Source organism: Sphingomonas hankookensis, from assembly GCF_001619955.1.
Classification (GTDB): domain Bacteria; phylum Pseudomonadota; class Alphaproteobacteria; order Sphingomonadales; family Sphingomonadaceae; genus Sphingomonas; species Sphingomonas hankookensis_A.
Genome location: NZ_LQQO01000063.1, coordinates 1 through 15,147, shown reverse-complemented (window position 1 = coordinate 15,147; position 15,147 = coordinate 1). Strand labels below are relative to the sequence as shown.

22 protein-coding genes and 1 tRNA gene are annotated in these 15,147 nt (G+C 67.5%); 17 read left to right on the top strand and 6 right to left on the bottom strand.

Features of this window, described 5'->3' with window-relative positions; translation table 11 throughout:
• Positions 1 to 29 precede the first annotated feature (29 nt).
• Together AVT10_RS16785 and AVT10_RS16780 are read left to right on the top strand one after the other, a co-directional pair.
• The gene (locus AVT10_RS16785; RefSeq protein ID WP_232308065.1) at positions 30 to 1,031 is read left to right on the top strand and encodes a chemotaxis protein CheB; all 1,002 of its coding nucleotides are present in this window, start codon (positions 30 to 32) and stop codon (positions 1,029 to 1,031) included.
• A complete protein-coding gene (locus AVT10_RS16780) occupies positions 1,028 to 1,306 on the top strand; it encodes a hypothetical protein (RefSeq protein ID WP_066694140.1) in 279 nt (92 codons plus the stop codon). The genes AVT10_RS16785 and AVT10_RS16780 overlap by 4 nt, the downstream gene beginning before the upstream one ends.
• Positions 1,307 to 1,322: 16 nt before the next feature.
• Here AVT10_RS16780 and AVT10_RS16775 read toward each other — a convergent pair.
• From AVT10_RS16775 to AVT10_RS16760, 4 genes are all read right to left on the bottom strand, one after another.
• Positions 1,323 to 1,396, bottom strand: a tRNA-Thr gene (locus tag AVT10_RS16775).
• 42 nt (positions 1,397 to 1,438) lie between these two features.
• Positions 1,439 to 2,356 (bottom strand): hypothetical protein, encoded by a 918-nt coding sequence (locus AVT10_RS16770; RefSeq protein ID WP_066694137.1) that lies wholly within the window; start codon positions 2,354 to 2,356, stop codon positions 1,439 to 1,441.
• Entirely contained in the window at positions 2,302 to 2,673 is a 372-nt protein-coding gene (locus tag AVT10_RS16765; protein WP_126013665.1) for a hypothetical protein, read from the bottom strand. The genes AVT10_RS16770 and AVT10_RS16765 overlap by 55 nt, the downstream gene beginning before the upstream one ends.
• A complete protein-coding gene (locus AVT10_RS16760) occupies positions 2,643 to 3,950 on the bottom strand; it encodes a replication-associated recombination protein A (RefSeq protein WP_066694131.1) in 1,308 nt (435 codons plus the stop codon). The genes AVT10_RS16765 and AVT10_RS16760 overlap by 31 nt, the downstream gene beginning before the upstream one ends.
• A 96-nt stretch (positions 3,951 to 4,046) precedes the next feature.
• On the opposite strand from AVT10_RS16760, the gene AVT10_RS16755 reads away from it, so the two are divergent.
• The 9 genes from AVT10_RS16755 to AVT10_RS16715 all read left to right on the top strand — a co-directional run bounded on the left by AVT10_RS16755 (position 4,047) and on the right by AVT10_RS16715 (position 9,251).
• Positions 4,047 to 4,589 (top strand): PadR family transcriptional regulator, encoded by a 543-nt coding sequence (locus AVT10_RS16755; protein WP_066694552.1) that lies wholly within the window; start codon positions 4,047 to 4,049, stop codon positions 4,587 to 4,589.
• Positions 4,586 to 4,903, top strand: a complete 318-nt coding sequence (locus tag AVT10_RS16750; protein ID WP_066694128.1) for a DUF2218 domain-containing protein — start codon at positions 4,586 to 4,588, stop codon at positions 4,901 to 4,903. Before AVT10_RS16755 ends, AVT10_RS16750 begins: the two co-directional genes overlap by 4 nt.
• A gap of 31 nt (positions 4,904 to 4,934) precedes the next feature.
• Complete coding sequence (locus AVT10_RS16745; RefSeq protein ID WP_066694125.1) at positions 4,935 to 5,201, top strand: UvrB/UvrC motif-containing protein; 267 nt, start codon at positions 4,935 to 4,937, stop codon at positions 5,199 to 5,201.
• 107 nt (positions 5,202 to 5,308) lie between these two features.
• Complete coding sequence (locus AVT10_RS16740) at positions 5,309 to 5,689, top strand: MerC domain-containing protein (RefSeq protein ID WP_066694550.1); 381 nt, start codon at positions 5,309 to 5,311, stop codon at positions 5,687 to 5,689.
• A 40-nt stretch (positions 5,690 to 5,729) separates the two neighbouring features.
• The gene (locus tag AVT10_RS16735; protein WP_066694123.1) at positions 5,730 to 6,191 is read left to right on the top strand and encodes a Fur family transcriptional regulator; all 462 of its coding nucleotides are present in this window, start codon (positions 5,730 to 5,732) and stop codon (positions 6,189 to 6,191) included.
• A gap of 86 nt (positions 6,192 to 6,277) precedes the next feature.
• A complete protein-coding gene (gene dxs / locus AVT10_RS16730) occupies positions 6,278 to 8,200 on the top strand; it encodes a 1-deoxy-D-xylulose-5-phosphate synthase (RefSeq protein ID WP_066694118.1) in 1,923 nt (640 codons plus the stop codon).
• Positions 8,197 to 8,616 carry a hypothetical protein gene (locus AVT10_RS16725; RefSeq protein ID WP_066694117.1) on the top strand — a complete coding sequence of 140 codons (420 nt, stop codon included), beginning with the start codon at positions 8,197 to 8,199 and terminating at the stop codon, positions 8,614 to 8,616. Before dxs ends, AVT10_RS16725 begins: the two co-directional genes overlap by 4 nt.
• 24 nt (positions 8,617 to 8,640) lie before the next feature.
• Positions 8,641 to 8,856 carry an AbrB/MazE/SpoVT family DNA-binding domain-containing protein gene (locus tag AVT10_RS16720; protein ID WP_066694115.1) on the top strand — a complete coding sequence of 72 codons (216 nt, stop codon included), beginning with the start codon at positions 8,641 to 8,643 and terminating at the stop codon, positions 8,854 to 8,856.
• Positions 8,853 to 9,251: a PIN domain-containing protein gene (locus tag AVT10_RS16715; RefSeq protein WP_066694113.1), complete on the top strand. Its 399-nt coding sequence runs from the start codon at positions 8,853 to 8,855 to the stop codon at positions 9,249 to 9,251. The genes AVT10_RS16720 and AVT10_RS16715 overlap by 4 nt, the downstream gene beginning before the upstream one ends.
• Here AVT10_RS16715 and AVT10_RS16710 read toward each other — a convergent pair.
• Positions 9,248 to 9,916, bottom strand: a complete 669-nt coding sequence (locus AVT10_RS16710) for an RBBP9/YdeN family alpha/beta hydrolase (protein WP_066694544.1) — start codon at positions 9,914 to 9,916, stop codon at positions 9,248 to 9,250. The genes AVT10_RS16715 and AVT10_RS16710 overlap by 4 nt on opposite strands.
• Before the next feature lie 180 nt (positions 9,917 to 10,096).
• On the opposite strand from AVT10_RS16710, the gene AVT10_RS16705 reads away from it, so the two are divergent.
• The 5 genes from AVT10_RS16705 to proC all read left to right on the top strand — a co-directional run bounded on the left by AVT10_RS16705 (position 10,097) and on the right by proC (position 13,195).
• The gene (locus AVT10_RS16705; RefSeq protein WP_198158625.1) at positions 10,097 to 10,885 is read left to right on the top strand and encodes a TlyA family RNA methyltransferase; all 789 of its coding nucleotides are present in this window, start codon (positions 10,097 to 10,099) and stop codon (positions 10,883 to 10,885) included.
• A gap of 39 nt (positions 10,886 to 10,924) precedes the next feature.
• The gene (locus tag AVT10_RS16700; RefSeq protein WP_066694110.1) at positions 10,925 to 11,479 is read left to right on the top strand and encodes a TspO/MBR family protein; all 555 of its coding nucleotides are present in this window, start codon (positions 10,925 to 10,927) and stop codon (positions 11,477 to 11,479) included.
• 46 nt (positions 11,480 to 11,525) lie between these two features.
• Entirely contained in the window at positions 11,526 to 11,825 is a 300-nt protein-coding gene (locus AVT10_RS16695; RefSeq protein ID WP_066694108.1) for an accessory factor UbiK family protein, read from the top strand.
• 66 nt (positions 11,826 to 11,891) lie between these two features.
• Complete coding sequence (locus AVT10_RS16690) at positions 11,892 to 12,392, top strand: YbjN domain-containing protein (protein WP_066694106.1); 501 nt, start codon at positions 11,892 to 11,894, stop codon at positions 12,390 to 12,392.
• Entirely contained in the window at positions 12,389 to 13,195 is an 807-nt protein-coding gene (proC, locus tag AVT10_RS16685) for a pyrroline-5-carboxylate reductase (RefSeq protein WP_066694104.1), read from the top strand. The genes AVT10_RS16690 and proC overlap by 4 nt, the downstream gene beginning before the upstream one ends.
• A gap of 109 nt (positions 13,196 to 13,304) precedes the next feature.
• Here the strand turns inward: proC and AVT10_RS16680 are convergent, their stop codons facing one another.
• Entirely contained in the window at positions 13,305 to 13,781 is a 477-nt protein-coding gene (locus AVT10_RS16680) for a MarR family winged helix-turn-helix transcriptional regulator (RefSeq protein ID WP_232308064.1), read from the bottom strand.
• A gap of 85 nt (positions 13,782 to 13,866) precedes the next feature.
• On the opposite strand from AVT10_RS16680, the gene AVT10_RS16675 reads away from it, so the two are divergent.
• Positions 13,867 to 14,955: a branched-chain amino acid aminotransferase gene (locus tag AVT10_RS16675; RefSeq protein WP_066694098.1), complete on the top strand. Its 1,089-nt coding sequence runs from the start codon at positions 13,867 to 13,869 to the stop codon at positions 14,953 to 14,955.
• The last annotated feature ends 192 nt before the right edge of the window (positions 14,956 to 15,147 follow it).

Sequence of the window (15,147 nt, the reverse complement as noted above, 5' to 3'; positions counted from 1 at the left end):
CCGCGTAATCTTTTTGGGACAATCACATCATGGCTGCTAGCACGAAGGTCCTTGTCGTCGACGACTCCCTGACCATGCGCGCGCTCATTTCCGGGGCGCTCGAACGGATTCCGGGCGTGGAGGTCGTCGGACTGGCCGATGGCGCCGAGGAGGCGCGCTCGATGGTCGCGTCGCTCAAGCCGCACGTGATGACGCTCGACGTCGAAATGCCGGGGATGAGCGGCATCGAATATCTGGCCGAGATCATGGAATCGAAGCCCATGCCGGTCATCATGTTCTCCACCCGCACCACCGATGGCGCGGGCGAGACGATCGAGGCGCTGCGCCTGGGCGCGATCGACTGCCTGCCCAAGCCGCGCGTCGCGGCGCCGGCCGAACTGAACGCGATCATCGCGAAGCTGGGCAAGCGCATCAAGTCGGCGCGCAACGCGCCGGTCAAGGTGCCCAAGGTCGCATCGGCCGCGCGGCCGATCGACTGGAACGGTCGCCTGCTGGTGGTGGGCGGCGATGCGTCGAGCACGGCGTCGCTGTTCAACCTGTTCGGGCAATTCCCGCCCAACTGCCCGCCGACGATCGTCGTGCAGCATTTGGGGCCGGGGCTGGTCGAGGGGATGGTCGAGAAGCTCGGATCGCAGGTCGCGCCCAAGGTCGTGGTCGCGCAGGACGGCATGGCGATCGAACAGGGCACGATCTATTTCGCGCCGCAGGGCGACCATCACCTCGTCGTCGATGCCTGGCCCTCGGGCAAGCTGCGCCTGCTGGCGCGCGATCCGGTGGCGGGCGAGCGTCCGTCGATCTCGCTGCTGTTCGCCGCCGCCGCCAAGGCTGCCGGGTCGAACGCGGCCGGCGTCCTGTTCCTCGACAGCAGCGAAGATGGCGGCGGCGGGCTGAAGGCGATGCTGGGCGCGGGCGGCTATGCCTTTGCCCCGGCGGAAAGCGGCGGCGGCCATACCCTGTCGCGAGGCATGGTGACCCAGCCGGTTCCGGCCGATGGGCTGGCCGCCGGCGTGCTGAAGCTGTGTTCGAAATGAGCGGGGTCGCCTTTCCCCCGGCCTCGCCCGCGCTGGGCGAGGCGCTGGCCGGCGAGCTGGAGCGGGCCTCGCGCCTGCTCGGCGAGCTGGCGTTCGAACTGGGCAGCGACGAAGCCACGCTACGCCGGCACCTGACCGGGCTGCAGTCGATCGACCATGTGACGCAGATCATGCTGAACATCGCGACCGTCCTGCGCGCAGGCGAGGGACAGGACCAGCTGGCCGGCGTCACGCTGGAGGATGTGGCGGGAAGGCTGCGCGCGAGTCTGAACTAGGCAGCGAAGCGGCGGCTGGTGCCCCGTGCAGGAATCGAACCCGCGTCTCTTCGTTACAAAGGAAGCCGTTTACCATTAACGTAACGGGGCACGCCGCGTGCCGTCTACCAAGCGGCGGGTCGAACCACAATCTCAAACCACACCGAAGGTCCAGCCTTCGGTCCGCGCGACCTGCGCCGACAATGCCGGTGGCGACCAGAGCGCCGGATCGTGCGCCACCGCCCGCAGCCATGCGGCGCCGAGCAGCGCATCGGTGGCATGATCGTCATAGCGTGGCGAGGGTACATGCGGCGGACTGCCCAGTACCGCCAGCGCTGCATCCAGCTGTTCCGCATCGCGCAGCTTGCTCCGCCCGGCACGCACCCCGGCGGCCCGTGCGGCGATGGTCGTGTAGATTTCGACGAGGACCGGTCCGGTCTCCGGCACCGGATCGAACGGCCAGACCGGTATCCGCCCGTCCAATCGGTGCAGCACCCGCATGCCCGTCAGGCTCGATTTGCCGACCTGCGCCGCGCCGACCAGGTTGAAGCAGCTGGTCGGCGAAAAGCCGGCGGCGCGTTGCCGTTCCTCGCACAGCCGCAATCGTCCGCGGCCCTGCCCGAACAGGTCGCCGCAGGCGCGATGGCGGCGGAAATGGCGCGACAGCTCGGCATCGTTGACCGCCGACGTCGCCGCCAGATGCGGATCGTCCGCCGCGCGTCGCTCGACCATCGCCCACAAGGCGCGTGCATCGGTCGGCGATTCCGTCCAGCCGGGGAAATAGCTGTCGGCATCGACAAAGGGCAGGGCGGGCGACAGGTCCAGCCCGATCAGCATGTCCGCTTGGGTGTCGGCGAGCATGGTCAGCCAGTCGAGGATTCCTTCCCGCGACCATCCTCCGTCGCGTGCGACGAGCGCCGGGCCGCCGTCGCCCACCTCCGCCACCGCCAGCCCCGCCGGGCGCGCGACCGCCTGTCCCGACCAGTCGATCGCGGCGAACCAGGTAAAGCGCCGCGTCAGGGTCGCTCGCCCCGGTCGCGCCGCTGGCGCAGCGTCGCCCGGTCCCACCATGCCCGTTCCAGCAGCAGTGCGATACGGTCGCGCGCATCGGTGCCGTAACGCACGAGGATCGCCGGCCAGTCGCGATAATGATCGGTCTGCCAGAAGATCGCCGGATCGGTATCGAGCAGCACGTCCTTTTCCGCCAGCGCGACATGCAGCACGAAACTGCCCGGATCGGGCGCGGTGGTGCCGGCGAGCGTGCCGTTCCGGAAGCGCAGCGCCGGCTGGCCATAGCTGGTGCCCAGTTCCACGCCGGGCAGCGCCAGCCCGGCGGCGACGACCTCCGCCCAGTCCTTCACGACGTCTGCCGCCGTTCGTCCCACCATGCCATCCGCTCGGCGATCCGCTGTTCGAACCCGCGCCCGGTCGGTTCGTAGAAGCGCGCCGGCGTCATCTCCTCGGGCCAGTAATTTGCACCGGAAAAGCCGTCCTGATGGTCGTGGTCATAGGCATAGCCCTTGCCATAGCCGATATCCTTCATCAGCCGCGTCGGTGCGTTCAGGATCGAGGGCGGCGGCATCAGCGATCCCGTCTCGCGCGCCGATTTGAACGCGGCCTTCTGCGCCTTGTACGCGGCGTTCGATTTGGGCGCGGTGGCGAGGTAGAGGCACGCCTGCACGATCGCCAGTTCGCCTTCGGGGCTGCCGAGAAACTCGTACGCGTCCTTGGCGGCGAGGCATTGCACCAGCGCCTGCGGGTCGGCGAGACCAATGTCTTCGCTGGCAAAGCGGGTCAGCCGGCGCAGGACGTAGAGCGGTTCCTCGCCCGCGGTCAGCATCCGCGCCATGTAATAGAGCGCCGCCTGAGGGTCCGATCCGCGCAGCGATTTGTGGAGCGCGGAGATCAGGTTGTAATGCCCCTCGCGGTCCTTGTCGTACACCGCGACGCGGCGTTGCAGCAGCGCCGACAGCCCGGCGGGATCGAGCGGTTCGGGCAGTTCGATCGAGAACAGCGTCTCCGCCTGGTTGAGCAGGAAGCGCCCGTCGCCATCGGCGCTCGCCACCAGCGCCGCGCGGGCCGCGTCGTCGAGGGGGAGGGGGCGCCCTTCGAGTGCCTCGCCGCGCGCCAGCAATTCGTTCAGCGCATCGGCGCCCAACCGGTGCAGGATCAGCACCTGCGACCGACTGAGCAATGCCGCGTTCAGTTCGAAGGACGGATTTTCGGTCGTGGCGCCGACCAGCGTGACCGTGCCGTCCTCGACATAGGGGAGGAAACCGTCCTGCTGCGCGCGGTTGAAGCGGTGGATTTCGTCCACGAACAGCAGTGTCTTGCGGCCCAGCCGGCCATGTTCGCGCGCTTCGGCGAAGACCTTTTTCAGGTCTGCGACGCCGGAAAAGACGGCGGAAATCTGGGCATAGCGCAGGCCGACCGCGTCGGCGAGCAGGCGGGCGATGGTCGTCTTGCCGGTGCCGGGCGGTCCCCACAGGATCATCGACGACAATTTGCCCGCCGCGACCATCCGCCCGATCGCGCCTTCGGGGCCGGTCAGGTGATCCTGTCCGACGACTTCGGCCAGGGTGGTCGGGCGCAGTCGGTCGGCAAGCGGTCCGTCGACCGGGGCCTGGGGCGTAGGGGGAGCGAAGTCGGCGAACAGGTCGGACATGAGCGGAATATAGGGGTTGCGAAAGTTACGCGAAACGCCCTTGCAAAAGCTATTTCGAGATATATCTTAAAGGACAAGATATATCGGAGAATGAATATGCGATTTGGAATGGGATATGCGTCATGGACCGGCGGACCGGGGCATGGCGGTCGCGGCGGTCGCCATGGCGGCGGACCGCGCGGACGGGTGCTGGGCGGGGACGAGCTGAAGCTGGTGCTGCTGGCGCTGATCGCCGAGGCGCCGCGCCACGGCTATGACCTGATCCGTGCGGTCGAAGCGCGTACCGGCGGTGCCTATGCGCCCAGCCCCGGTGTCGTCTATCCGACGCTGACGCTGCTGACCGACATGGGGCTGATCGAGGAACAGGCGAGCGAGGGTACGCGCAAGCTGTTCGCGGTGACCGAGGCCGGCACCACGCAACTGGCGCAGGATGCCGAGCAGGTCGGTGACCTGTTCGCGCGGCTGACGGCGCTGGGCGAACATCGCGCCCGGACCGACGCCGGGCCGATCCACCGCGCCCGGGCCAATCTGCGCGCCGCGCTGCATCATCGCCTCGCCGGGCCGGAAGTTGACACCGACACGCTCCACGCCATCGCCGCGATCCTCGACGAGGCGGCCCAGAAGGTAGAACGTCTATGAATGATTGCACGACCCAGGCGGCGGTGCCGACCGCGCATGCCAGCCGCTACCTCCAGCAGCTGTGCAAGCACTGGCAACATAATCTGACGGTCGAGTTCGACGCCGATCATGGCACCGTCGTCTTTCCGAAGGATGCGCGCGGCGCCAGCCATCCCGGTGACGCGCTGGTGACGTTCGATGCCCGGGCCGACGCGCTGAACGTCCGGATCGACGCGACGTCCGCCGAACAGCTGGATGGGTTGAAGGGGGCCGTCGCCCGGCATCTCGACCGCTTCGCCTTTCGTGAAGCGCCGCTGGCGTTCGACTGGCAATGATCCGTCGACCGGCGTCGTGCGTTGATGCCGGATGACCGACACGATCGAAACCCTGCGCGCGCAGATGGAAGCCGCCGCCGCGGCGATGGACTTCGAAACCGCGTCGCGGCTGCGCGACCGGATCACCTTGTTGCGCGGCGGTGCCGAACCGGATGCGGCGCAGGCGGCGGACACCGCCGGGCTGACGCGGCAGCAGCCCGGCGCGATGGGGCTGGGCACCAGCCGGCAGCGGGTCGAGCCGCCGGCCGGCTGGACGCCGCCTGCGAAGCCGGACCTGATGGTGAAGCGCAAACGCTGAAATATCAGCGATTTCGTCCGGCGATCGAACCCGATCGTCCGAACCGCGTTATCGGTCCCATGAAACGATATGTTGTAACTTCGCGCAATCCGGGGCATAGGGTGGCGATGCGCAGCACCGCCGCCCGCTCCTGGTTGCACGAAGGCCGACTCGATCGGTTCGGCATCCTGTTGTCCGGGCTGTGCGCGGTGCATTGCGTCACGACCATCGCGGTCATGGCGCTGCTCGCCTCGGTCGGCGGCACCTTGCTGCATCCCGCGATCCATGAAGTCGGGCTGTTGCTCGCCGTGCTGCTCGGCACTGTCGCGCTGGGCGCGGGCTATTGGCGCCACGGCCACAAGCTGCCGACGTTGATCGGCGGGGCGGGGCTGGCGATCATGGCGATGGCGCTGACCCTGCCGCATGGCGTGCCGGAGGCGTTGGCGACGCTGAGCGGTGTCGGCCTGCTGGCGCTCGGCCATCACCTCAACCGCCGGGCGGGTTGCTGACCGGCTTGCCGCTGGCCCCGCGCACGCTTATCTCGCTGGCATGGCGCACGAACATCACGAACATCACGGGACCGCATGGAACAAGGCGGCGGAAGCCGCGCTGATTCGCGCCGGTGAACAATGGACGGCGATGCGTGCCAGCATCTTCGATGTGCTCGCCTCGTTCGACAAACCCGCCTCGGCCTATGACATCGCCGATGCGGTGTCGAAGGCGCAGGGTCGCCGGGTCGCGCCGAACAGCGTCTACCGCATCCTCGACCTGTTCGTGAACGCCAACCTTGCCCGCCGGGTCGAAAGCGCCAACGCCTATCTAGCGAACACCCATCCCGACTGCGTCCACGACTGCATCTTCCTGGTCTGCGACCAATGCGGACAGACGACGCATATCGATGACGACAAGATCACCGGGACCGTCCGCGCCGCCGCATCGGGTGCCGGGTTCAAGCCGGTACGTCCGGTCATCGAAGTGCGCGGAACCTGTGCAGATTGCGCGCAGAATTGAACCTGAACTGAAGGACGTGCCGAGTTTGTCGGACCTTGCGCGTACCGGCAATCGACAGTGGGTTCCGCCTGCGCTAGGCAGGCCCGATGGCCGATCCACTTAGCACCCCGCTGCTCGACACCGTTCAGACGCCCGCCGACCTTCGCAAGCTGGCTCCGGAAGATTTGCGGCAACTCGCCGACGAACTGCGACAGGAAACGATCAGCGCGGTCGGTACGACCGGCGGGCATCTCGGATCGGGCCTCGGCGTTGTCGAACTGACCGTCGCGATCCATTATGTGTTCGACACGCCCGCCGACCGGCTGGTGTGGGACGTCGGTCACCAATGCTATCCGCACAAGATCCTGACCGGCCGCCGCGATCGCATCCGCACGCTGCGCCAGGGCGGCGGGCTGTCGGGCTTCACCAAGCGGTCGGAGAGCGAATACGACCCGTTCGGTGCGGCGCACAGCTCGACCTCGATCTCGGCGGCGTTGGGCTTTGCGGTTGCCAACAAGATCGCCGGCACGCCGGGCAAGGGCATCGCCGTGATCGGCGACGGCGCGATGTCGGCGGGCATGGCCTATGAGGCGATGAACAACGCCGAACAGGCGGGCAACCGTTTGGTCGTCATTCTCAACGACAATGACATGTCGATCGCGCCGCCGGTCGGTGGCCTGTCCGCCTATCTGTCGCGCATCGTGTCGAGCCGCGAATTCCTCGGCATCCGCGATGCGTTGAAGAAACTGGCGCGCAAGCTGCCCCGCCCGCTGCACACCGCCGCGCGCAAGACCGACGAATTCGCCCGCGGCATGGCGACCGGCGGCACCCTGTTCGAGGAACTGGGCTTCTATTATGTCGGTCCGATCGACGGTCACAATCTCGACCATCTGATCCCCGTCCTCGAAAATGTCCGCGACGCGGCGGAAGGCCCGATCCTGGTCCATGTCGTGACCAAGAAGGGCAAGGGCTATGCCCCGGCCGAGGCGGCAGCCGACAAATATCATGGCGTCCAGAAGTTCGACGTCATCACCGGCACGCAGGTCAAGGCGCCGGCCGGCCCGCCGCAGTACCAGAATGTGTTCGGCCATACGCTGAGCAAGCTGGCGGACAGCGACACCCGCATCTGCGCGATTACCGCCGCGATGCCCTCGGGCACCGGGCTCGACCGGTTCAGCAAGGAACATCCCGACCGGTTCTTCGACGTCGGTATCGCCGAACAACATGCCGTCACCTTCGCCGCCGGCCTCGCCGCGCAGGGGATGCGGCCGTTCTGCGCCATCTATTCGACCTTCCTGCAGCGCGCCTACGACCAGGTCGTGCACGATGTCTGTATCCAGAACCTGCCGGTCCGCTTCGCGATCGATCGCGCCGGGCTGGTCGGGGCGGATGGTGCTACCCATGCCGGCAGCTTCGACGTGACCTATCTCGCTACCCTGCCTAACATGGTGGTGATGGCCGCGGCGGACGAGGCGGAACTGGTCCACATGACCTATACCGCCGCCGAATATGATGCCGGGCCAATCGCGGTGCGCTATCCGCGCGGCAACGGCGTCGGCGTCGCGCTGCCGGAGGTTCCGCAAAAGGTGGAGATCGGCAAGGGCCGGCTGGTCCGCGAAGGCAGCAAGATCGCGATCCTGTCGCTCGGCACCCGGTTGGAAGAGGCGCTGAAGGCCGCCGATGCGCTGGAGGCGAAGGGGCTGTCGACTACGGTCGCCGACCTGCGCTTCGCCAAGCCGCTCGACGAGGCGCTGATCCGTCGCCTGCTGACGACGCACGAGGTCGCGGTGACCGTCGAGGAAGGCGCGGTTGGTGGACTAGGCGCCCATGTCCTGACCTTCGCCAGCGATTCCGGCCTGATCGACGCCGGGTTGAAGCTGCGCACGATGCGCCTGCCCGATACGTTCCAGGATCAGGACAGCCCGCAGAAACAGTATGACGAGGCCGGCCTGAACGCGCCGCAGATCGTCGACACCGTGTTGCAGGCGCTGCGCTGGAACGAGAGCGGAGCCGCCGAAGCCCGCGCATGACCGGCGGACAGAAGGCGGCGGCGATCATCGCGCTGGCGGTGGTCGCGCTCGCCTGGTTCAACTGGCGGATGTGGCGGCAGTTTCGCGCGGCCAGGGCGTATCGCGCCGGGTGGAGCGAGGCGGATTTCGACGCGATGGTCGCCGATAACGGCGTGTCGCCGGCCATCGCCGCGCTGACCCGCGAACTGGTCGCGCCTTATTATGGGCAGGGCGTCGTGCCCCATCCCGACGACGATTTCGCCCGCTTCCTGATGATCGATGACGAAGAGGTTGCGGATCTGGTCGAGGCGAGTTGGTGGCGATTGGGGCTGGTGATGCCGACGCCAGCCAATCCGGTCGAACTGCCGCCGATGAAGGACGTTCGCGACCTTGCGGTCTATCTTCAGTCGGTTGTCAGCCGCCCCGCATCGACGTAATTTGCCCGACGAAGGAGAAGCGCGGTGAAGGTCGAAAAGATCGGTGACCAGCTCGCTATCGTCATTCCGCAGGATGTGGCCGAAACGCTGGGGCTGCATGAAGGGGATAGCGTCGAAGTGCGGCGGAGCAGCGATCCTGCGCCAATGACTCGTGACGAAGCAATTGCCGCGATGCGCGCGTTGGCACGGCCACTCCCGCCCGGATACAAATTCGATCGAGAGGAGGCGAACGCGCGTTGAGCGTCGCGTTCTTCGACACGAACATTCTCGTCTATGCGCTGGGCGTCGATGACAGGGCGATACGCGCGCAGTCGCTTCTGGCGGACGGCGGTATCATCAGCGTGCAGTCGCTCAACGAGTTTGCGACCGTTACCCGGCGCAAGCTGCGCTACGAATGGCCGGCAATCCACGACGCCCTTGCCGCGTTGCGCGTCCTGTGTCCGCACATTGTTCCCCTGACCGATGCCATCCACCGCGATGGCCTGCGCATCGCCGAACGCTATCGCCTGTCGATCTACGACAGCATGATCTCCGCCGCCGCGCTGTCCGCGGGTTGCGATCGGCTATGGAGCGAGGACCTCCATCACGGGCTGGTCATCGATGCTCGGCTGGAGGTCCGCAACCCGTTCCTCTAGCGCAGGAACTGCCCCTGCGCTGCGTCGGTGGCGTTCACCGCCAGCACAGAGCGCGCTTCGGAGGGCAACCGGACATGGCCATGGCCATCTCCCGACGCAGCGATGACCCGGTCGAGCAGTTCCTGTCCTTCCTCCCACCAGCCGATGCCGCTGGCGGCGTTGAGGTGGCCCTGCGCGCCGGCATCGACGAAATGGCTGCCCCAATCGACCGCCATCGAATGCGCCCGCTCGATCGACACCCACGGGTCGTCGGTCGATGCGACGACCAGCGACGGAAAGGGCAGGGCGAAGCGCGGCGTCGGGGCGAACCCCTGCAACTCGACCGGCGCGCCGGGGCGATCGACATCCGCCGGCGCCACGAGCAACGCGCCCGCCACAGGCCAGCCATAGGGCTGGCCCGACAGCTGCGCCCACCATGCGACCGCGAGGCAGCCGAGCGAGTGCGCGGCGAGGACCACCGGCGCCTGCGCCTGCCGGATCGCCTGGTCCAGCTTCGTCACCCATGCATTGCGCAAGGGCCGCGACCACAGGCCCAGTTCGACCCGCGCGGTATCGGGCCGCGATTGCTCCCACAATGTCTGCCAGTGCGACGGGCCGGAACCGTTGAGGCCCGGCACGGTCAACACCGTCGGCAGGCCGGTCTGGGGAGTCGAAAGCTGTGCCATCATCGCGCTCCTGCTCTTGGGTGTTCCAACAGGGTGGAAGCCGCCGGCCACGCTTAGGGACAGGGATCGGGTCCGGGCGACTTCCTGCAGCCAATGTATTCCTACTTAAACGATAGGCAATGGCCAATCGACCAGTCGATCAAGGGTTGCGACGGGCGGAAAGCCGCGCCATGCGGGGCCATGGCAAAGCAACGTGCGGACCAGATGCTCGTCGATCGCGGTCTGGCCGAAAGCCGGACGCGGGCGCAGGCGCTCATCATGGCGGGGCTGGTGTTCGTCGGCGACCGCAAGGTGGACAAGCCCGGCCAGCAACTGCCGCCCGACGCGACGCTCGACGTGCGCGGACGCGATCATCCCTGGGTGTCGCGCGGCGGGATCAAGCTGGCGCACGGCCTCGACCATTTCGGCTGGGACGTGGGTGGTGCGGTGGCGATCGATGTCGGGTCGTCGACCGGGGGCTTTACCGATGTGCTGCTGTCGCGCGGCGCGGCGCGGGTCTATGCGGTCGACAGCGGCACCAACCAGCTGGCGTGGAAGCTGCGACAGGACCCGCGAGTGATCGTCCATGAACAGCTCAGCGCACGCTTGCTGACGCCCGCCCATATCCCCGAGCCGATCGACCTGGTGGTGTGCGATGCCAGCTTCATCGCGCTGGCCAAGGTGCTGGCGGTGCCGCTCGGCTTCGTGAAGCCCGGCGGGCGGCTGCTGGCGCTGATCAAGCCGCAGTTCGAGGCGGGCCGCGACGAGGTCGGCAAGGGTGGGGTGGTGCGCGACCCCGCGATCCATGCGCGGGTCTGCGACGCGGTCGCCGACTGGCTGACCGGCCTTGGCTGGCGCGTTGCGGGCGTCGATCCCAGCCCAATTACCGGTCCCGAGGGCAATATCGAGTTCCTGATCGGTGCGTACGCCCCCGAATCGACCGCTTTGGCTTGCAATGATGCACCGCACACAGCAAGCAATGCGCCCTGAACGGCAGCGCAGCGTGCGCAGTGGGGGCTGGGGTACGGGATGAACGAGATCGCGTCGAAGTGGCAGTTGCGATCAGGATTTCTGCGGCGCGCGGTGGTGTGCGTGCCGTTAATCCTTTTGCTGGGGTTCACGTCGGGACAGCTGGTCGTCGCGGGGGATGCGAATGGCTGGTACCGGATGCTGGACCTGCCGGCGATCCGCCCGCCGCAATGGGCATTCCCGGTCGTCTGGACGATCCTGTACCTGCTGATGGGCTTCGCGCTGGCGGTCGTTCTCAACGCACGCGGGGCGCGGGGGCGCGGCATCGCGATCGCGCTGTTCACCCTGCAGCTGGCGATGAACCTCATATGGTCGCCGCTGTTCTTCGGCGCGCATCAGGTGACACTGGCGCTATACCTGATCGTCGCCCTGTTCCTGACCGCGCTTGCCACCACCTTCGCCTTCGGCCGCATTCGGCCGATCGCGGCGTGGCTGCTGGTGCCCTATCTGGTCTGGCTGGTGATCGCATCGGCGCTCAATTGGCAGATCGACCGGCGCAATCCGGATGCGGAAACCCTTGTGCCGCCGGCCCATTCCACCCAAATCAAGCTCTAGAGAAAGGGCGGGCCGTGTCGCGCCCGACCAACCGGAAGGATTTTCCATGCAGTCCGACAATCGCCTGTTCGACGATTTCGCCAAGTTCGTGAACGGCGCCGCCGGGACCCTTGCCGGCATGGCCCGCGAGGGCGAGGCTGCGGCGCGCGAACGTGCCAAGACCTTCCTGGGCGGCATGGATTTCGTCAGCCGCGACGAATTCGAAGTGGTGAAGGCGATGGCCGTCGCCGCCCGCGACGAGGCCGACGCGCTGCGCGCCCGGCTCGACGCGCTGGAGGGCAAGACCGCGCCGGCCGCGCAGCCGATCACGCCCGACGCGCCGGGGGCGGGCGAAGGCGCGCTCTGATCCGCCGTCCCGGGTCCCACGCCGTAACGCGTGACGCCGGGCACGCGAGCGGCTAAAGATTTGGGGATGATGTTGGACGAAGTGGAAGAGGACGGCGACGACGCCGTGCCGATCGATACGCTGGAGCGCTATTTCGCGGCGCACGGCTGGAAGCATGAGCGCGACGGCGACGAGATCGTCGCGCATGTGAAGGGCAGCTGGACCGAGTTCGAGCTGCGCGCCATCTGGCGGGGCGAGGACGGCGTGCTGCAGTTCCTCGCGCTGCCCGACATCCGCGTCGCCGACGAACGGCGCGGGGCGATCTATGAAACGATCGGCCTGATCAACGAACAGCTGTGGATCGGCCATTTCGAGCTGTGGTCGTCGAGCGGCATCCTGCTGTATCGCCACGCCGCGATGCTGCCGGAGGAGCCGGTGCTGACCATCGATCAGGCGGAAATGATGATCGACGCCGCGATCGACGAATGCGAGCGCTTCTACCCGGTGTTCCAGTTCGTGCTGTGGGGCGGCAAGTCGCCGAAGGAAGCGATCGCCGCGTCGATGATCGAGACGCAGGGCGAGGCATGACCGCGCTGCCCGGACCGCTGTGGCTGATCGGCTGCGGCAATATGGGCGGGGCGATGCTGGAGCGGTGGATCGCCGATGGCGTCGATCCGAGGGCGATCACCGTCGTCACCCGCTCGCCGCGCGAGGTGCCGGCGGGCGTGACCCATGGTACGGCGATCCCGCAGGACGGGCCGCCGGCGGTCGTCGTGCTGGCGATCAAGCCGCAACAACTCGATCAGGTCGCGCCCGACCTTGCGCCGCATATCGCCGGCGTGCCGCTGCTGATCTCGATCCTTGCCGGGGTCGAGGAGGCGGCGCTGGCGCGGCGGTTCGACGCCGCCACCGTCGTCCGCGCCATGCCGAACCTGCCGGTCGCGATTGGGGAGGGGGTCGTGGCGTTGCATTCGCACGGGGAGGATCGGGCTGCCCGCGATACCGCCGCCGCGCTGATGGCCCCGCTCGGGCTGGTCGAATGGATCGACGACGCCGCGCTGTTCGACGCGGTTACGGCGCTGTCGGGCTGCGGGCCGGGTTTCGTGTTCCGCTTCATCGACGCGTTGGCAGCAGCCGGTGCCGCTCTCGGCCTGCCTGCCGATCAGGCGCAACGCCTCGCCATTGCCACGGTACAGGGATCGGCGACCATGGCCGCCGGGTCGGACGTATCGCCTGCGACGCTCGCCGACCGTGTCGCCAGCCCCGGCGGATCGACGCGGCAAGGCTTGAACGTGCTCGACGAAGGCGATGCGCTTAAGCAGCTGCTCAGCGCCACGCTCGCCGCATCCGAACGTCGCAACGCGGAAATAGCCGCAGCTGCGCGGGGCTAAGCCACTTGCGATCCCGTCACCCCGGGCTTGACCCGGGGTCCCGCTTCTTCTTCTAACCGTGCCAAAGGAAGCGGGACCCCGGATCAAGTCCGGGGTGACGGTGCAGCAGTCATGGTCGCCCCAACGCCGCCACCGCAGCCTTGTCCCCTGCCGGGATCAGCCCCTCCAGCACGGCCCAGAAACCGCTGACCGCATCCTGTCCCGCCCCCGAATAGGCGCGCGACAGTTTCGCGTTCAGCATCTCGTACAGCCGGGCCTCCAGCGCCTGCCCCTCGGGCGTCAGCTTCAGCAACCGCTGCCGTGCATCGCGGTCGCCCGCCCGGCTTTCGACCAGTTCGCGTGCCGACAGGTCGTTCAGCACCCGCCCGAGCGACTGTTTGGTGATCGCCAGCAACCGCAACAATTCGCTGACCGACAGATCAGGCCGCCGTGCGATGAAATAGAGCGCGCGGTGATGCGCCCGCCCCAGATTCTGCGCGGACAGTTCCTCGTCGATGCTGCGCGTCAGGTGGCTGTAGCCGAAATAGAGTAGCTCGATCCCGCGTCGCACCTCGGCCTCGCGCAGGAACAGGGCGGATGCGGTCATCGGTTGCGCGGAAGATGGGGCAGTCATGTTGACCATTTGTGCCATCCGGCCTACCCCTCCGCAAGCATTCATCCAAGAGGACGCCATGACGCAGCCGAGCTTCGCCTTCGAACCCCATGCGACCCCGGTCGAGGCGAGCGAGCGGGCGGCGCGGATCGTCAATCCGGGCTTTGGCCGGGTATTCACCGATCACATGGCGACGATCCGCTGGTCGGAGGACAAGGGCTGGCACGACGCGAAGATCACCGCGCGCGCGCCGATCGTCATGGACCCGGCCGCCGCCGTGCTCCACTATGCGCAGGAAATCTTCGAGGGACTGAAGGCCTACACGCTGCCCGATGGCGGCGTCGCGCTGTTCCGCGCCGAACAGAATGCCGCCCGGTTCCGGCGGTCGGCCAAGCGCCTCGCCATGGCCGAGCTGCCCGAGGACCTGTTCGTCGCGTCGTGCCGCGAACTGACGCTGGCCGAGCGCGAGTGGATTCCGGCCGGCGAGGGCAGCGCGCTCTACCTCCGCCCGTTCATGATCGCGTCCGAGACGTTCCTCGGCGTGAAGCCCTCGGCCGAATATCTCTATTGCGTGATCGCCTCGGCGGTCGGCAATTACTGGCCGGGCGGTGCCAAGAGCGTGTCGCTCTGGGTGTCGAAGGAATTTACCCGCGCCGCGCCCGGCGGCACCGGCGATGCCAAGTGCGGCGGCAACTATGCCGCCAGCCTGCTCGCCCAGTCGGAAGCGATCCGGCAGGGCTGCGATCAGGTCGTGTTCCTCGACGCGACCGAGCGCCGCTGGGTCGAGGAACTGGGCGGCATGAACATCTTCTTCGTGTTCGACGACGGCACGATGCTCACCCCGCCGCTGACCGGCACGATCCTGCCCGGCATCACCCGCGATTCGATCCTGACGCTGGCCCGCGATCAGGAGATCACGGTGCGCGAGGAACGCTATTCGATCGAGGAGTGGCAGGCCGATGCCGCCAGCGGCCGCCTGGTCGAGGCGTTCGCTTGCGGCACGGCGGCCGTCGTGACGCCGATCGGCAAGGTATCGTCGGCGGATTTCAGCTTCCAGATCGGCGACGGCCAGCCCGGCGAGCGGACGCAGGCGCTGCTCAAGCAGCTGACCGACATCCAGCGGGGGCGGAGCAACGACCCGCACGGCTGGATGCAGCGGATCGGGTGACGCCTAAAAGCCCTCTCCCCGGCGGGGGGGGGGGTGGCGCTACCCGATCGCCACAACCTTATCCATCCAAACCCACCGTTTGCTTCGAGCGCAGGTTAGAGCCTGTCGAGAACCGAAGTCGAGAAGGGGGTGTCCCGAGCGACCAAGTTCTCGACTGACGCTTCTCGACAAGCTCGAAGCTGCTCGAACCGA

Excerpts from the sequence above, each read along its gene's own strand:
- AVT10_RS16690 (WP_066694106.1), top strand. The coding sequence starts at position 11,892 with ATGATGTTGGACGAAGTGGAAGAGGACGGCGACGACGCCGTGCCGATC.
- AVT10_RS16675 (WP_066694098.1), top strand. The coding sequence starts at position 13,867 with ATGACGCAGCCGAGCTTCGCCTTCGAACCCCATGCGACCCCGGTCGAG.
- AVT10_RS16770 (WP_066694137.1), bottom strand. The coding sequence starts at position 2,356 with ATGGTGGGACCGGGCGACGCTGCGCCAGCGGCGCGACCGGGGCGAGCG.
- AVT10_RS16740 (WP_066694550.1), top strand. The coding sequence starts at position 5,309 with ATGCGCAGCACCGCCGCCCGCTCCTGGTTGCACGAAGGCCGACTCGAT.
- AVT10_RS16725 (WP_066694117.1), top strand. The coding sequence starts at position 8,197 with ATGACCGGCGGACAGAAGGCGGCGGCGATCATCGCGCTGGCGGTGGTC.
- AVT10_RS16710 (WP_066694544.1), bottom strand. The coding sequence starts at position 9,916 with ATGGCACAGCTTTCGACTCCCCAGACCGGCCTGCCGACGGTGTTGACC.
- AVT10_RS16755 (WP_066694552.1), top strand. The coding sequence starts at position 4,047 with ATGCGATTTGGAATGGGATATGCGTCATGGACCGGCGGACCGGGGCAT.
- AVT10_RS16700 (WP_066694110.1), top strand. The coding sequence starts at position 10,925 with ATGAACGAGATCGCGTCGAAGTGGCAGTTGCGATCAGGATTTCTGCGG.
- AVT10_RS16745 (WP_066694125.1), top strand. The coding sequence starts at position 4,935 with ATGACCGACACGATCGAAACCCTGCGCGCGCAGATGGAAGCCGCCGCC.
- AVT10_RS16780 (WP_066694140.1), top strand. The coding sequence starts at position 1,028 with ATGAGCGGGGTCGCCTTTCCCCCGGCCTCGCCCGCGCTGGGCGAGGCG.
- AVT10_RS16695 (WP_066694108.1), top strand. The coding sequence starts at position 11,526 with ATGCAGTCCGACAATCGCCTGTTCGACGATTTCGCCAAGTTCGTGAAC.
- dxs (WP_066694118.1), top strand. The coding sequence starts at position 6,278 with ATGGCCGATCCACTTAGCACCCCGCTGCTCGACACCGTTCAGACGCCC.
- AVT10_RS16785 (WP_232308065.1), top strand. The coding sequence starts at position 30 with ATGGCTGCTAGCACGAAGGTCCTTGTCGTCGACGACTCCCTGACCATG.
- AVT10_RS16760 (WP_066694131.1), bottom strand. The coding sequence starts at position 3,950 with ATGTCCGACCTGTTCGCCGACTTCGCTCCCCCTACGCCCCAGGCCCCG.
- AVT10_RS16735 (WP_066694123.1), top strand. The coding sequence starts at position 5,730 with ATGGCGCACGAACATCACGAACATCACGGGACCGCATGGAACAAGGCG.
- AVT10_RS16765 (WP_126013665.1), bottom strand. The coding sequence starts at position 2,673 with ATGGTGGGACGAACGGCGGCAGACGTCGTGAAGGACTGGGCGGAGGTC.
- proC (WP_066694104.1), top strand. The coding sequence starts at position 12,389 with ATGACCGCGCTGCCCGGACCGCTGTGGCTGATCGGCTGCGGCAATATG.
- AVT10_RS16680 (WP_232308064.1), bottom strand. The coding sequence starts at position 13,781 with ATGACCGCATCCGCCCTGTTCCTGCGCGAGGCCGAGGTGCGACGCGGG.
- AVT10_RS16705 (WP_198158625.1), top strand. The coding sequence starts at position 10,097 with ATGGCAAAGCAACGTGCGGACCAGATGCTCGTCGATCGCGGTCTGGCC.
- AVT10_RS16750 (WP_066694128.1), top strand. The coding sequence starts at position 4,586 with ATGAATGATTGCACGACCCAGGCGGCGGTGCCGACCGCGCATGCCAGC.